This is a genomic window from Streptomyces sp. NBC_00358 (genome assembly GCF_036099295.1).
Lineage (GTDB): Bacteria > Actinomycetota > Actinomycetes > Streptomycetales > Streptomycetaceae > Streptomyces.
Genome location: NZ_CP107976.1, coordinates 548,159 through 563,681, shown reverse-complemented (window position 1 = coordinate 563,681; position 15,523 = coordinate 548,159). Strand labels below are relative to the sequence as shown.

Below are 15,523 nucleotides of genomic sequence, written 5' to 3'. Positions count from 1 at the left end.
GTTCAGGAGTTCTTCACAAGCGGTTAAGATCCCGTCCGCGGACCACGCGACGGCCCGTGCGGCGCCGGCGCGGGAAGTTCCAGCATCACGCTCAGCCCGCCGCCGGCCGTGTCCTCCAGCCGTACGGAGCCGCCGTTGGCGGTGACCAGCCGATGCACGATGGCCAGACCCAGGCCGCTGCCGGACGCCTCCGGATTACCGAACCTCCGGAAAGCCGCCTCGCGTGCCGCCTCGCTCATCCCGGGCCCGTTGTCCACCACGCGCAGCAGCACCCGCTCACGCGTCGCCTCTCCCTCGATGCGGACCGACGCTCCTTCCCCCACGGCATCCAGGGCGTTGGCCACCAGGTTGTCGATCACCTGCTCCAGATCCCCCGCCCCCAGGTAGGCCGTCAGCCGGGCGCCGCAGCGCCCGGTGAGCGACACCCGCCGCTCCCGGGCCACCGGCTCCCACGAGACGACCCGGTCGTCCACCACTTGGTCCACCCGGACCGGAACCGGCCTGGGCACCGCGTTCTCCGCCCGGGACACCGCCAGCAGCCCGTCCACCAGCCGGGACAGCCGGGCGATCTCCTCCTGCGCGCCGGCGAACTCCGCCGCCGTGACATCGTCGGCGCCCGCCGCCAGCAGGTCGAGCCGCAGCCGCAACGCCGTCAACGGCGTACGTAGCTGGTGCGAGACGTCGGCGACGACCGCCCGGTGCCCGTGGATCAGGGTCTCCATGCGGGCCGCCATGGTGTTGAACGTCGAGGCGAGTCTGCGCACCTCCTGCGGCCCCCGCCCGCCCGGCGCCCTGACGTCCAGCGCACCCTCGCCGAGCCGCAGCGCGGCGGCGTCCACGGCCCGCAGCGGGCGCCCGACCCAGCGGGCCAGCGCCACCGACAGCAGCACGCCCGCCACCAGGGCGCCGGCGCCGATCAGCGCCAGTCGCCACCACATCGAGGCGATCCGGTCGTGCATGCTCTCCGCCGAGCGGGACAGCACGGACACCCCGACCGGACGCGTGGTGTCGCCGATCGGCTCCGCGACGACCAGCCGGTCGTCCCGCTCACGTGCCGCTGTTCCCGGGTGGACGAGCACCTGGTGCGCCAGGTCGCCCCAGTTGCCTGCGGCCTGATCGTCCTCATCGCCCTCGGTTCGTCCGGGGCACCCGGTCGCCGCCACGGGCTGTCCCGCCGTGTCGAAGACCGCGGCGCAGTCGCCCGCCCGCTCGGCCTGTTCCAGGAGCCGACGCATGTCGGCGGGAGAGCGATGGTCCGACAGGTACTCCTCCGCCGCGGCGGCGATCGTCCGGTTCGCCGCCTCGGTCGTGTCCCGGAAAGAGGTGTGCTCCCGCTGCGTCATGGACAGCCCCAGCGGCACCACCGCCAGCACCAGCAGCAGGACGATCAGGGCCATGAAGGTCAGCGCGATACGCCGGGTCATCGCGCACCGGCGTCCGGCTCCTGGCCCGGCTCGGGTGTGCCGAGGCGGAATCCGCGGCCGTACACGGTCTCCACCAGTCCGGGGACGCCGAGCTTGCGGCGCAGCGCCGCGATGTGCACGTCCAGCACCTTGGTGGGGCCGTACCAGTGGGCGTCCCAGGCGCGCTCCAGGACCTCCTGCCGGGTGACCACCCGCCCCGGGTCGACGGCCAGGCACTCCAGGATGTCGAACTCCTTGGGTGTGAGCGCGACGTCGTGGCCGTCGACGGTCACTTTGCGGGTCCGCGGGTCCACCGCGAGGGGGCCGTGCCGCAACAACGCGGAGCCGGACGGCTGGACGCGGCGCAGCACGGCCCGGATCCGTGCCAGCAGTTCCGCCAGGCCGAACGGTTTGACCAGGTAGTCATCGGCGCCCTCGTCCAGGGCCGCGACCCGGTCGGCTTCCTCGCCGCGCGCCGTCACCACGATGATCGCCGCGTCGGAACGGCTCCGTATCCGGCGGCAGACCTCCAGACCGTCCAGGTCGGGCAGCCCCAGGTCCAGCAGCACCACATCGGGTTCCGGGACGGCCGCGAGCGCCTCCCGCCCGGTGCCGACGCCGCGTGCCTCGTACCCGGCCCGCTCCAGGCCCCGTACGAGGGAGGCGGCGATCCCCGGGTCGTCCTCGACCACCAGAACACGCACACCGATATCGTACGGTCCGTCGTCCGTGCCCGGATTGGCCGGTTGGCCCCTCTCTGTGGCCCGTTCGGCCCTGCCTTCCGGCGCGGTCCGCGCGGTTGCATGGAGAGCCGGAGACGCCGTCGCGCCCGCAGACGTGACATGTCCGGAGACGCCGGAGGGCAGCCGTGTCGCACACGGGGGACACCGGAGCGTGTCGCACACGAGGGACACCGGAGACGGGCAGACATCGCAGGCCCGCAAGATCCGTCGGCTGCTCGAACCGGCGTTGCCGGCCGCGACGGCACTCGCCGTGGTGAGCGGTGGAATCGCCTGGGCGGCCGGGAACCAGGATGCCGCCGACGCCTGCTGGGCGGCCGGCACGGTGCTGGCCGTCGTTCCCGCCCTGGCCTGGGTCGTGGCCGCGTTGAGCGAGGGACGGGCCGGCGTCGACCTGATCGCCGTAATGGCGCTGGTCGGCACCCTCGTTGTGGGCGAGTATCTGGCGGGGGCGCTGATCCCGTCGATGCCGGCCACCGGCCGGACGCTGGACGCCGCGGCCGAGCGCCGCGCCTCCCGCGATCTGCGGGCTCTGCTGGAGCACGCCCCCGCTCGGCCCGCCGCCGCACCGGCCGCGAGGTCTGCGTGGTCCCGCTCGCCGATGTCGTCGTCGGCGACGTGCTCGGCCCCGGAGACATGGTCCCCGTCGACGGCCATGTCCCGGCCGGTAGGGCGGAACTCGACGAGTCCGTGCTGACCGGCGAGTCCGCCCAGGTCGAGCGCGGCACCCACGAGGCCGTACGCAGTGGCGTCGTCAACGCGGGCGGTGTCTTCGAACTCCGGGCGACCGCCACCGCGCAGGACAGCACATACGCGGAGATCGTCCGGATGGCTCAGCACGCGGGCGCGGAGCGGGCACCGACCGTGCGGCTGGCCGAGCGCTACGCGGCGTGGTTCCCGCCGCTGTCCCTGGGGATGGCCGGCCTCGCCCGGCTGGTGAGCGGATCCGCCGAACGCGCGGTCGCCGTCCTCGTCGTGGCGACTCCCGCCCGCTGCTGCTCGCAGCCCCGGTGGCCGTCGTCTCGGGACTGTCGAGGGCGGCGCGTCGCGGCGTCATCGTCCGGGACGGCGTGACGGTCGCGCGCTGGAGCGGCTGGACCGGGCACGCACCCTGGTGATCGACAAGACCGGCACCCTGACCGTCGGCCGACCGCGCGTCCTGGCGGTCGCCGCCACCCTCGGGCGCTCCCCGTCCGAAGTGCTTCGGCTCGCCGCCTCTCTCGACCAGGTCTTCCACTTCCGATACATGGCTTGGTGCCGCGCTATGTGCACCCGTCTGACCCGCGCCGCCGGCGTCTGTCTTGGGTCGTCAGGGCCGGATCGGTGGCGCGCTCATCGCCCCCGTCAGGAACGTGATCGCCCATCGCCGGGCCGCCTCGCCCGCTACCGGGGACGCGCAGCCAGGGGAGGGCTGCTGGTGGACCTGGAGGCGGTCGACGGCCGTCACGGCAAAGATCCCCCGCATCCGGAACCACAGCTCCTCCGGGGAAAGTCCGGGCAGTACGCGCGTGAAGGCTGCGAAGTAGCGCTCACGGACCGAGTCCTCGGCCGGGCCGGTCCAACTGCGTGCCTCCTCGGCCGGGTCGCTGAGGATCGTCACGATCAGCCGGGACGTCCGGGCGCCGCCCTCGTCGCCGGCCGGCATCTCGTCGAACAGCGGCCCCGCGAATGCCTCCACCAGCTCACTGACCAGTGGGTCGGGGGTCCGGGCGAGCAATGTGTCGAGCCCGGCGCACTGGGCAGCGGTGATGGGCTCGACCACGCGGCGGACGACTGCCGCCATCAGCTCCGCCTTCGAGCCGAAGTGGTAACCGACGGCGGCCAGGTTCGCTCCGGCGAGTTTGGTGATCGCGCGGATCGAGGTGCCGCGGTATCCGTGCTCGGCGAAGAGGTGCTCGGCCGCGTCGAGGATCTGGGTGCGGGTGTCTGGGGTCGCCACACGAGGGACTCTACATATGTTTGAATGAAACGAACGTATGAATCAAACGGATGTATGAAAGAGGACTGTCATGAAGCTGCTCGTGTACGGCGCCGGGGTTTGCGGCAGCCTGTTCGCCGCCCGCATGTACGAGGCCGGCCACGACGTCTCGCTCCTCGCCCGGGGCGAACGCCTGACCGCCCTGCGCCGGCAAGGAGTGCAGCTTGCCGAGGAAGACGGCCCTGTCAGGCGGGTGCCGGTACCCGTGATAGAGCACCCGGACGACGGGTACGACCTGATCACCGTCATCGTTCGCACCCACCAGGTGGATGCAGTGCTGGAATCACTCGCGGGTGTCCGAGGTGACGTGCTGTTCCTGCTCAACTGGGCAGCCGGCCCGAAGACGCTGGGTGCGGTGATCGGCCACGAGCGGGTGCTGCTCGGCTTCCCCACGACTGGCGGCACGATGGACGGCGACGTGGTCCGCTACCGCAAGACCAATTTCATCACCCGCCGGGTCGCGATGCCGATCGGCGAGCCCGACGGCCGTACCACCCCGCGAGTGGCACGGATCGTGGAGACGTTCCGTACTGCCGGGATCAACGCCAAGGCCGAGCCGCAGATGGATGCCTGGCTCAGGACGCACGCCGCGTTCGAGGTCCCGCTCGGCCTGGCGGTATACGCGGCGGGCGGCCCGGTAGCGCTGGCCGACGCCCCGGACGCGGTACGCGGCATGCTCCACCTCATGCGACAGAACCTCGCCGCGATGGGGACGCCGCCGGTACCTCGCGCGTTCTCCGCGTTGCGGGCTCTGCCGCAAGGGCTCCTTGTGGCCGTGCTCCGGCGCTTCCTGAAGAGCCCGACGGCCGTGCACAGCGGACTCAACGACCTCTCGCCTGCCACGGAGGCCGAACTCGAGCGGCTGGCCGAACAACTCCGTGCCCCGGCGGGAGCCAGCTAATCGACCCTGACGGCAAAAATGTCACCACGCACCCCATCTCACGAGTCTGGGCGGCTGGACGTCGGTCAGTCCCAAACGGGCCGGCCTCGGTGCGTCGTCGTGGACAGCACATCACAGCCCATCCTGCGGACGGTGGCGAGGAGGGTTGAGCGCGCTCTGTCTTCGTCGTCGGGTGGGAAGGCGATACGGATCTGGTGGGTGTAGGCCGTCTCGTAGGTGAGATTCCAGCCGAGTTCGGTGGCGGTGAAGTGATCCTGGTGGTGCTCTCCCCTCGTGTGACTGCCTCGGTCAGCAGTCGGGGAGAGTGCCTGCTGCAGGATCCGAAGGCGCTCGGGGTAGGTTCGCCGGCCATCGGTCAGCTTGATGTTGACGTGGGTGAGCTCGCGGAAGGGCTCGAACCATGGTGCCGTGAGGTGCGTGTTGGCAGCGAAGACGGTCGTGTTGAGCCGTCCGCTCAGCCAGCCGTGGAGGAAGCCGACCGCGCCGGTGTCGTGGGCGTCGTAGTACCACCCACGCGGATTCCATGCGACGACGGTCCAGGTGTCCGGGTGTCCGTCGGTCACCCAGCAGAGCCGGTCGCCGTTGTCGGTCCCAGCCCATTCCAGCAGGCCACCGGCCTCCGGATAGTACGGGTAGGGGCAGTCGTCCGGGTTCGCCTCGCGGAAGGGGCGTTCGCTGTCCAGTAGCCGCTGTGCGGACCGCAGCAGGAGGTTGCGGCTGCCGAACGGCGTGAGGGGGTTGATGAAGTCGACGAACTGTCCCAAGCCGTAGGAGCTGATGAGAGCCTTGAAGTCGGCGGGGAGTTCCAGGCCGAGGCCCGCCTCGACCTGAGTCCAGTCACCGCTCGCGTCGACGGGGTTCGCCGGTGGGGGTACGAGGGCGATCAGGTCGTCAATCGTTGTCATGCGGGGGAGGCTACCGAGCAGGACACCTCGCGTCGTCAGGCAGGTCAGCCGCCAGGGACGCGGCAGCCATCTTCGACGGACGCGTGCTGCGCGCGTGCAGCAGGCCGCCCCACCGACCAGAAGGCCACCGGAAAGCCACCGGCAAGGCGCTCACCGATTCGTCGGTGACCAGCCGAGCCCGGTCGCCTGAAAAGCGTTCGTCGCCCGTTGCCCAACGGCGCTAGCCTCGCCGGTCATGGGAGCACGAGCGCAGTACGTGGTGGTCGAGAGCGGCGCATGGCAGCGGTACTACTCGCACTGGGCCGCCAACCGGGTGGTCGACGACCTGCTGCCCGGTCCGGCCGCGGCGACACGCTGCTTCCGTGCCAACCGGGAGATCGACGAATGGCTCGACGACGTCTGGTGCGAGGGCGCCGCACTCGTCGACCATGACCGCCGGATCCTGCTCTGGTTCGCCTCCCCGGACGACTGGGCCGACCACAGGGCCGCCCGCGCCGTACTGGCCCGGACATGGCCCGGCTGGGACGTCCGCTTCGCGCACGACGGCATGGGCGACCTGACCCACCACCTGGGACTCGACCGGGACTTGACCCGCCGGCCGGGCTGGTTCGAGCCCTTCGAGCCTTCCGGATTCGCGGACACCGAGTACACCGAGCCCTGCTCGGTCGTGTCCCTGCGCCTGCCCGACGGAAGCGTGCGCGCGTGGGGCAGCGACTGGGAGCCCATCGAGCACCTCGCCGCCGGCCCCGGCCTGATCGACCTGCTCGCCGCGTCCCCGGCCACCCCCGTGCTCACCGACATGCCCTACGGCGGCGTCCATCTCGACCCGCAGGCTCGCACCGTCTCGCTCTGGGCCGTGCAGACCGTGGCCGGCATTCACAACTGGCCTTTGCCGCGCTGGGAGAACTGGACCCTGGACTTCCGCGGCGTCGACCACACCGAGCAGGCCAGGACGCTCCCCGCGGACTTCCCCTTCCCGCATCTCCCGCTGACAGCGGCACTGCGCCGGCTCAGCGACGGCCTTGGCACCCCGCCCCCCGACAACGGCCCGCTCCTTGCCCGCGCCATGGCTGTGTCTGGTCCGGAGGGCACCGCACCGGTGGTCAACCCCGCTGCGCTGGTGGCGCACGAACCGGCCGATCCCACCCCGGCCGAACTGGCCCGACTGCGTACGGCGCTCGATGAGCTGGTCGCGGGGGCGGAGGCCGGCTGACCACCCACTTCATGGTCTCCAGCCTCCGCTGCCGGCCGCCACCCTCCAAGCCGCCTTCTTGCGTTCGGCGCCTGACAGCAGAGTGAGCATGAAAGCCCGTCTCGTCGCCCGCGGCTCCACTCGGCGCATCCGGGTCGCGATGCGGGCCCTGGCGTGGTCGAAGGCCGCCTGCCGACGAGCTGCGTCCATGCTGGCGAGGTCCGACCGGATGGGGATGGTGCGCTCTCGCTCGAGGCGACTGATCCACTCGTCAATCCCTTTGCGTGACGGAGCAGGTCGCCCCTAGCGTGCAAGCGAACAGGAACCGTGCGCCAAGGCAGCGCGCCACACGAATGAGGAGCAACCGCCGTGGGAGTCATGGTCTCGGTCAGGGGCTGGCTGGAGTGTGACGACGGACAGCTGGCCCAGATCAAGGAGATCGTGGAGTCGGACGATCCGCAGCGCACCTACAGCGGGGGATGGGCCTTCCCCGCTCGGCAGTACAACTCCGGCGGGTGGGCCTTCTACGGGGGCAACATCCGCGCGGTGTCCCTCGACTGGTTCGAGGAGAGGTTGCGTCAGATCGCCCGGATCCCGGCCTCCTACGAGGACAGCGAGTACGACGAGAGGCCCCGGGGGCTGTTTCTGGTCAGCCACGAAGTCGACGGCATGAGCGAGTGGAGGGTCAACAACGGCGTCCTGGTGATCGGTCGCCCGGACGGGGATTACCACTACCTCGACGTCTAGCCGGATCACGAAGTCGCAGTGGCGTATGGCAACGGCCAACACCATCAGATGCATCGCCCGCTGACAGCCTTGCCTGAGCGGCGAGTTGGAGTCAGTGAGCGTCGAATCCGCTGGCGTGCTTGTCCTGGGGACCGTGCCGTGCGGGCGTTGTTCCGCGACCGGCCACGTCGGCCTGGCCGTCAATCCTCCTGCGATTTGCCCATGCCCGCGCGGTAGAGACCGGGGGTGATGCCCACCGTCTGGGCGAAGGTCTGGACGAAGGCGCTCGTTGTCGCCCATCCGCAGGCGTGGGCGGTGTCGGTGACGGTGGCGCCCTCGGCGAGCATGACCATCGCGGTGAAGATCCGCGCGCGGGTACGCCATTGAGGGAACGTCAGGCCGAACTCGTCGCGGTAGAGGCGGGAGAGGGTGCGCTCGCTTGTGTGCACACGGGAGGCGAGCTGGGCGAGGGTGCACGGCTGGTGCAGCTCTTCTTCGACGAGACGGCAGGCGTCGGCCAGTCGTCGGTCACGGGCGGCGGGCAGGGAAACGGGCTCGGCTGTCACGCGGCGCAGCCGGTCGCGCAGCACTGCTTCGATGTGCCGGGCCTCAGTCTGTGTGAGGGGAGTACCGGTGAGCGCGATGAGCAGTTCGCGCACCAGAGTGTCGACGGCGATGACCGTGGGGCGCTCGGCGTCGAGCAGGGGAGTCCGGTCCTGCGCCGGGAAGCCGACGGTGTGGAAGCGACTCCGGCCGTGGAAGCGGTGTTCGTGCCAGGTGTTCGCCGGGACCCACAGGGCGCGGTCGTTGGAGGCGATCCAGGAGCCGTGTTCCGTGGTGATCGCGAGTACGCCCGAGCTGACGTAGATGAGCTGGTGGTCGTCGTGGCGGTGCCGGTCGATGGTCTCGCCGCCGCCGAGGAACCGAGTACTGGTCGGCGCGATGGGCTGGTGGCGGATCTGCGACATGGATAGGCAGAATACGGGAAGCGCGCCGGGGGTGTCTCTGGCGATGGTGAGTGTGTGACAACGATCCAGGAAACAAGTACTCCCCGTGAGGCGGGTGATCCGCCCGGCCACTGGCGTCGGATGCGGCTCTGGGCCGGCGCCCATGCCGTCGACGACTTCTACCAGGGCCTCGTACCCGCCGCGGTCCCCTACTTCGTGCTGCAGCGCGACTTCAGTTACGTGCAGGCTTCGGGGCTGGCACTCGCCGCGACGCTCGGCAGCGCCTTGCCGCAGGTGCCGATCGGACTGCTCGCCGACCGGTTCCGGCTGCGGTGGATGTCGCCGCTGGGGGTCAGCCTGGCGGGTGTCGGGGCGGGCATGTCCGGACTGGTGCCCTCCTACCCGCTGGTGTTCGCCCTCCTGCTGATGGCGGGTGTCGGTATCGCGATGTTCCATCCGCCCGCGGGGCGCGATGCGCGCAGTGCGGCCGGGGGCAGTGCCACCGCGATGAGCTACTTCGCCGCGGGCGGCAGCGTGGGGTTCTTCGTCGCCCCGGCGCTGGTCACACCAGCCCTGGACAACTTCGGGATGGGCGCGACCGCGCTGTTCATCCCGCCTGCCGTCCTCATGGGCTTCGTCCTGCTGCGCCACCACAGCCGCACGTCCGATACGGCGGTCAAGAAGGTGCGGCGCCAGGGCACGGACCGGCCAGGCCGGTTCGCGGCGCTGACCGCTGTCGAGATCGTGCGGTCCACCATCTCGACCGGACTGAACACCTTCATCTCGCTGTACTGGATTCGCCATCTGGAGGCGAGCAGCGGTCTCGGTGGTCTCGCGCTGACGCTTGAACTCGGCGGCGGTGTGGCCGGCACGCTGCTGGGCGGGCGGCTGGCTGACCGCATCGGCATGGTGCGCACGGTGCAGGTCGGCAACGCGGCCATGCTGCCCGCCCTGTGGCTCATGCTGAACTGCGACGACAAGTACGTCGCGCTGCCACTCGCGTTGCTGGTCGGCCTGGTCTCGAACATCCCGTTCGCCGTCCTCATCAAGCTCGGCCAGGATTACCTGCCCAGCCGGCCGGGGACCGCCGCGGGCGTGACTCTCGGCCTCGCGATGAGCGCCGGCGGACTGTTCATGCCGCTGCTGGGCGTCGTCGCGACCCACTACGGTCCCCGAGGCGCGCTCGCTGTACTCGCCACCGTGCCGGTTCTCGCGATGGTGTTCTCCGCCTTCTTGCGTGAACCGGCCCAGGACGAGCCGGAGCCCGCCGAGGACGCACCCCTCGCCGCATCCTGATGTTCTGATCGGACGCACGCTGTTGTGCCCGGCCCGCTGCGCGAGGCGGATGTCTTGCGACCTCGCCACCGGCGGGCGCCCGGACGTCCACCGCCGAGGGTCCGTACGCACAACCCTGGAGAACTCGGGCCGAGCGGGAGAAGCGGAGGCGGGCCGGCGCGACGTGATCGCTGCCAGGCATCCGGGCTCGTGCCCCCGCAGCGTGCTCGGGGCCGGGGCCGCCGGAGCCGCCACCTGATCGGTGCTCACACGAAGGGACTTGGTGAACGACCGTGCTGGAAAGCGTCCTTGAACGCTTTCCAGCACGTCGTCACGCGAAATCCGTCACCGGGGCGGCGTCACTTGCCGTAGTACGCGTTGCGGATCGTCAGCGTCGACTCGTTGCCCTGCTTGTCCGTGACATGGGCGAGGAACGAGATGCCCTGGTCCTTCGCGGGGTTCCGCACGGAGATCTTGCCGCTCTCGACCTTCACGAGCTGCCAGGTCGTTCCGTCGTCGTAACTCACGGACACGAGGAGCGACTTGAGGTTCTTCCCGGCCGCCGAGCCCTGCACGGTCACCGGGAACCGGACCGGCTTGCCCGCCGGGGCGCGCGAGGCGAGGCCGACGGGGGCCGCGAAGCGGACCGTGGACACGGGCAGAGCCGTGGTGGCCGAGACCTCCTTGGAGCGGAACGTGAAGCCGGTGTCGACGCGGGTGGAGGCCGAGGCGACCTTCGCCGAACGCTCGACGGAGGTCGTCAGCCGGTATTCGGCGTCGGCGGAGTCGACCGTGAAGGGCTTCGCGCCGCTCAGCGGGTCGTCGTTCTCGCCGACCTTGACGCCGTCGCGGTACAGCGCCGACGTGGCCGAGGTGTACGACGAGTAGCCCACGTGGCCCTTGCCGTCGGCGAACAGCGGCAGGGAGCCGATGAGTTGCTGCTCGCCCGTGGCCGGGTCGGGTGCGGTGCGGAAGACACCCATGTTTCCGCCCAGACGCGGGCCGAACACGCCGGTGTTGAACTTCTCGCGGTACGTCCTGCCGGCCTCGTAGCGTTTCGGCGCGGCCATCTCGTAGGCCACGTCGAGGGCCGGGTAGCCCCACTGGTCGGGGTCGCCCAACTGATCCATCCTGGTCAGCCACTTGACGCCGTCGGCGGTGGAGACGTGGAAGGTGCGCGTGCCGGGTGCCGCCTGTGGCGCCGAGAACCCGTTGCCCTCCGGCGCACCCGGCAGATGGGCGTACGGGGAGACGAGAGCGGTCTTCCCGGCGGCGGAGGCACCGATGCCGACCTTGAGCGTCGCCAGCTCGTCCGCCTTCACGTGTTTGGTGTAGCCGGTCGCGACCTTCTCCGTTCCGCCGCCGTAGGCCACCGAGTACTGAGTGGTGGCGCCCTTGAGGAAGTGCGCGTCCCAGGTCTGCAGGAGCGAGCCGTCCGTGACGGCCGGACCCATGTGCGCGGTGCGGAACCCGGTGAAGCCGCGGAGGACCCAGCCGTTGCCGACGCGGCCGATCTCGGTCGCGCGCTCGTAGTAGGTCCCCCCGCGGTCTGCACTGTCGAGGCCGGGCACGGTGATGTCCACCGGTTCGGTGGTGCGCGCGTCGGCGGTGACCGTGGTGTCGCCGGAGACGTCCAGCTTCGGCTGGGAGATCCAGTCGGTGCCCTTGGTGAGGTCCGACGGGTCCTGGTAGACGGCCGTGTCGAGCATGTACGAGCCCTTGGGCACGCGGATCGTGTGCGTGCCCGGCTCGTTGTCGATGCGGGTCTGGAAGCCCTTGGCGGGGCCGGCGACGCCGGTCAGGCTGTTGGAGAAGTTCTGCGCGTCGGCGCCGTCGCGGCCGAGGGTCCTGAGCGTGACGTCGTACGATTCCACCTCGCGGACGGCCGCCACGGCCGTGCGGACGGACTGGCCCACGCCGGTGGCGGTGACGTAGCCCGAGTAGGTGCCGTCGGCGTCACCGATCCTGGTGTCGGCGGTCAGGTCGACGTCGGTCCTGCCGTCGGCGGGCACGGTCACCCGGGTGGTGCCGAGCGCGAAGAACCCGGCCGGGGCCGGCTTTCCCGTCGGGTCCAGCACGGACACCGACAGGTCGAGGGTGACGTCGCTGCTCCCGAGGTTGCGGTAGCCGATCTTCCTGGTGAGGGGCTGGTCGTCGGTGTGCGGCCACTGTGCGACGCCGAACGTCAGCGAGACCGGATCGGCGATCACGCTCTGGGACAGTGCCTTGTCGACCTGGATGCGGCCCGAGCCCTGCTGGAACACGGTGTAGTCGCCGCCCTTGGCGGACGCGATCAGCGCGGCCTTGAGCTCGGTCGCCTTCCAGGTCGGGTGCTGCTGTTTGAGGATCGCCGCAGCGCCCGCTACGTGCGGGGTGGCCATGGAGGTGCCGTCGAGCTGCAGGTAGCCGGGGGCCGGGTGCGGGATGCCGGGGTCGGTGTCGAACGCGCTGCCGGAGGCGGCGGCCGCGGTGATGGCGACGCCGGGGGCGGTCACGTCCGGCTTCACGGCGCCGTCACCGACGCGCGGCCCGATGCTGGAGAAGGCCGCCAGCTTGTCGTCCTTGTCGACGGCGCCGACGGTCAGCGCGGCGTCCGCGCTGCCCGGCGAGCCCACCGTCGACTGGCCGTACTCGCCGTCGTTGCCCGCCGCGATGGCGAACAGGACTCCCTTCTCGGCGGACAGCCTGTTGACCTCCTCCTCCATGGGGTCGACACCCGGGGAGTCCGAGCCGCCGAGGCTGAGGTTGATGATGTCCGCGCCCTCGTCGGCGGCCCACTCCATGCCCGCGATGATGGCGGAGTCGTCCCCGAATCCCTCGTCGTTCAGCACCTTGCCGCTGATCACCTTGGCACCCGGTGCGACGCCTTTGTACGTACCACCCGACTTGGCGCCGGTTCCGGCGGCGATCGAGGCGACGTGTGTGCCGTGCCCGACGCGGTCCACGGTGTCGGGTGAGCCGGAGAAGTTCTTCTCGTCGATGACCTGGGTCTTCAGGTCGTCGTGGGTCTTGTCGACGCCGGTGTCGAGGACGGCGATCTTGACGCCGGTGCCGTCGTACCCGGCCTCCCACGCCTTGTCGGCGCCGATCTGCTCGACGCTGCGGTCCACACTTGCCCTGCGCACCCCGTCCAGCCAGACCTTCTTGATGCCGGAGGCGGTGGCGCGCACCCCGTTCTTGTGCTCGTCGGTCAGCGCCTCCCACACCTTGGCCACGTCGTTCCGCGACGTACGGATGGCGTCGGCGTCGATGGTGGGGAACGTGCGCCGCAGTTGGGTGTCACCGGCCGAACGCACCTCGGCCCGTGCGGCGTTGGCGCCCCCGTCGTACTGCACGATCAGCTTCAGCCCGTCGCGCTGGCTCTTGCGCAGCTGCGGATCGGTGAGTTCACCGACGTCGAAGAGCCGCTGGTCCAGCTTCCCCGTGGCGATCAGGCGCTGCGCGTCGCTGGGCACCACCAGCGTGTGGCCCTTGATGCGCTGCACCTGCACGGGTATGCGCTCACGGCCCTCGGCGGGCTCGAAGCCCATCACTTGGCCCTTGGCGCCGACCACCACACGGTCGCCCGTGATGAGCTGGATCCGCTGATTGCCGTCGAGGCGCGGTGTGTTCGGTGGGGTCGTCGTGTTCGCGGCGATCGCTGTCGTGGGGCCGGTCATGCCTGCCACGAGGGCCACGGACGTGGCGGCTGCGATGGTGAAGGCGCGTGCTCTCTTCACTGTTGGGCGCAAGTCTCCCCCAGGAGTTCGGGATGAAGGCGAGTGGTCGTTTCCGGCCGTCGGCGGAACGTCGCTCGCCGGTCAGCGCAGTATGTGATGTGGGGGATACGTGATCAACGGTGTGCTGGGAGTGAAGAATCGAGGACATGACTTCAGGACACCTTTCAGGATGTCGACTCTCGGAGGGGCTGTGGTCACAGAGCCGATGGCCGTACCGGGCCCAGCCGTTGCACGGCCCGAGCAAGCCCGCCCTGGCGCCCGACAGCGTCTCCCGTGGTGGTGAACACCCGTACGGACAGGCCGATTTGGCCTGGGTGCCCACAGGGAGTGCGCGCGCCCGGGCCGCAGGTCGGCGAGCAGGTGGAGGGCCTGGCGAGGTGGGTGTCGGTCCCGATAGCCGGCGACCGACGCGCTGGGCGGGGGGACCCGGCCTCAGTGCACCATCACGACCGACTCCCGCTCGCCCCGCCGGTCACCCGGCGGAGGTGTCGCCTCGGATCCGCGGCAGATCGAGGGCCGTGGCCGCCGCACATCATGTCCACAGCTGCCTCCCTGGCTTGGATCGCGACCTCGGCGAGCGTCCGTGCGTTCCCGTCCGTCAGCACTCCGTGGACGGAGCATGCTCTTCCGATTGGCCGGATCCGTCACCTGTGGGGAGCCCGGCCGCTCCGGCCCCGCCGGGCTTCGTGAGCTGATGCAGTCGGTCGACTGAAGCCGGGTGTTGCGGAGGCTGCGCAGTCTGGTGGAGCGGACGGATCTACGGCGAGGAGTACGGCAATGGTGCAGGAGTTGCGGGGCAGGACGGCCGTGGTGACCGGGGCGAGCAGGGGCATCGGACTGGCCGTGGCCGAGGCGCTCACCGCCGCGGGCGCGCGGGTGGTCGCGGCGGCGCGGAGTACGTCGGACGAGCTGGACACCCTCGTGAAGGCCGGGAGCACCCGCTGGGTGCGGGCCGACCTGACGGAACCCGGAAGCGCGGACCGCCTTGCGGCGGAGGCCGGACCAGGGGTGGACATCCTCGTCAACAACGTCGGTTCGGCGCCCGCCCGTCCCGGCGGCTTCCTGAGCGTCACCGATGCGCAGTGGCGGCAGACCGTCGAACTCAACCTCTTCGCCGCCGTCGCCGTCACCCGTGCGCTGCTCCCCGGCATGCTGGAGGCCGGTGGCGGATCCATCGTGAACATCGGCTCGGTGAACGCCGAACTGCCGGATCCGACCGTGGTGGACTACAGCGCGGCCAAGGCGGCTCTGGCCAACTTCTCCAAAGCGCTGTCGAAGGAGTTCGGTCCGCGCGGAGTGCGGGTCAACAGCGTCAGCCCCGGACCGGTGGAGACGGACCTGTGGATCGGAGGCGGCGGAGTCGCGCACACCATGTCGGCGGCAGCCGGGCTGCGTCCCGAGGATGTGATCGCGCAGGCGGCTGGAGCGACCGTCAGCGGCCGCTTCTCCCGGCCCTCGGAGATCGCGGACCTGGTGGTCTTCCTGGCGGGCGACCGCGCGGCGAACATGCTCGGCAGCGACATCCGCATCGACGGCGGCTTCGTGCCGACCTGGTGAGGAGGAACGGGAGACGCACCACGATGCACGCGGTACGCGGTCACCGGCGCGGCGGGCCGGATCAGCTCGTCCACGAGCCCGCGCCGAGGCCGGCGCCCGGTCCGGACGAGGTGCGCGCCGCACAGGCCGCAGGAGCTGCTCGGTCGCCGTCCGGGCTCGGGCGGCGACCATATGATCGCG

General features: G+C 70.7%; 11 protein-coding genes and 1 pseudogene. 6 read left to right on the top strand and 6 right to left on the bottom strand.

Annotation, left to right across the window (positions count from 1 at the left end; all coding sequences use genetic code 11):
- Positions 1–23: 23 nt before the first annotated feature.
- Positions 24–1,424 (bottom strand): sensor histidine kinase, encoded by a 1,401-nt coding sequence (locus tag OHT01_RS02235; protein ID WP_328551375.1) that lies wholly within the window; start codon positions 1,422–1,424, stop codon positions 24–26.
- Positions 1,421–2,107 carry a response regulator transcription factor gene (locus OHT01_RS02230; protein ID WP_328551374.1) on the bottom strand — a complete coding sequence of 229 codons (687 nt, stop codon included), beginning with the start codon at positions 2,105–2,107 and terminating at the stop codon, positions 1,421–1,423. Before OHT01_RS02230 ends, OHT01_RS02235 begins: the two co-directional genes overlap by 4 nt.
- Positions 2,108–2,549: 442 nt before the next feature.
- Between OHT01_RS02230 and OHT01_RS02225 the strand changes: the two are divergent.
- Positions 2,550–3,371 (top strand): annotated as a pseudogene (locus tag OHT01_RS02225) (HAD-IC family P-type ATPase); the annotation flags it as partial.
- 81 nt (positions 3,372–3,452) lie between these two features.
- On the opposite strand, the gene OHT01_RS02220 reads toward OHT01_RS02225, so the two are convergent.
- Positions 3,453–4,082, bottom strand: a complete 630-nt coding sequence (locus OHT01_RS02220; RefSeq protein WP_328558004.1) for a TetR/AcrR family transcriptional regulator — start codon at positions 4,080–4,082, stop codon at positions 3,453–3,455.
- A gap of 70 nt (positions 4,083–4,152) precedes the next feature.
- Here OHT01_RS02220 and OHT01_RS02215 point away from each other — a divergent pair, with 70 nt between their 5' ends.
- Complete coding sequence (locus OHT01_RS02215; protein WP_328551373.1) at positions 4,153–5,022, top strand: ketopantoate reductase family protein; 870 nt, start codon at positions 4,153–4,155, stop codon at positions 5,020–5,022.
- 65 nt (positions 5,023–5,087) lie between these two features.
- On the opposite strand, the gene OHT01_RS02210 is transcribed toward OHT01_RS02215, so the two are convergent.
- Positions 5,088–5,927: an SMI1/KNR4 family protein gene (locus tag OHT01_RS02210; protein ID WP_328551372.1), complete on the bottom strand. Its 840-nt coding sequence runs from the start codon at positions 5,925–5,927 to the stop codon at positions 5,088–5,090.
- Between the two features lie 235 nt (positions 5,928–6,162).
- Between OHT01_RS02210 and OHT01_RS02205 the strand changes: the two genes are divergently transcribed.
- Together OHT01_RS02205 and OHT01_RS02200 are read left to right on the top strand one after the other, a co-directional pair.
- On the top strand, positions 6,163–7,140 hold the full coding sequence (locus OHT01_RS02205; RefSeq protein ID WP_328551371.1) for a hypothetical protein: 978 nt from the start codon (positions 6,163–6,165) through the stop codon (positions 7,138–7,140).
- Positions 7,141–7,497: 357 nt separating this feature from the next.
- Entirely contained in the window at positions 7,498–7,866 is a 369-nt protein-coding gene (locus tag OHT01_RS02200) for a hypothetical protein (protein ID WP_328558003.1), read from the top strand.
- Between the two features lie 179 nt (positions 7,867–8,045).
- Here OHT01_RS02200 and OHT01_RS02195 read toward each other — a convergent pair whose 3' ends face one another.
- The gene (locus OHT01_RS02195) at positions 8,046–8,813 is read right to left on the bottom strand and encodes an AraC family transcriptional regulator (RefSeq protein WP_328551370.1); all 768 of its coding nucleotides are present in this window, start codon (positions 8,811–8,813) and stop codon (positions 8,046–8,048) included.
- Between the two features lie 120 nt (positions 8,814–8,933).
- Between OHT01_RS02195 and OHT01_RS02190 the strand changes: the two genes are divergently transcribed.
- Positions 8,934–10,088: an MFS transporter gene (locus tag OHT01_RS02190; RefSeq protein WP_443043507.1), complete on the top strand. Its 1,155-nt coding sequence runs from the start codon at positions 8,934–8,936 to the stop codon at positions 10,086–10,088.
- A gap of 338 nt (positions 10,089–10,426) precedes the next feature.
- Here OHT01_RS02190 and OHT01_RS02185 read toward each other — a convergent pair whose 3' ends face one another.
- Positions 10,427–13,786: a S8 family peptidase gene (locus OHT01_RS02185; RefSeq protein WP_328551368.1), complete on the bottom strand. Its 3,360-nt coding sequence runs from the start codon at positions 13,784–13,786 to the stop codon at positions 10,427–10,429.
- A 777-nt stretch (positions 13,787–14,563) separates the two neighbouring features.
- Between OHT01_RS02185 and OHT01_RS02180 the strand changes: the two genes are divergently transcribed.
- A complete protein-coding gene (locus OHT01_RS02180; RefSeq protein ID WP_328551367.1) occupies positions 14,564–15,343 on the top strand; it encodes an oxidoreductase in 780 nt (259 codons plus the stop codon).
- Positions 15,344–15,523: the final 180 nt, after the last annotated feature.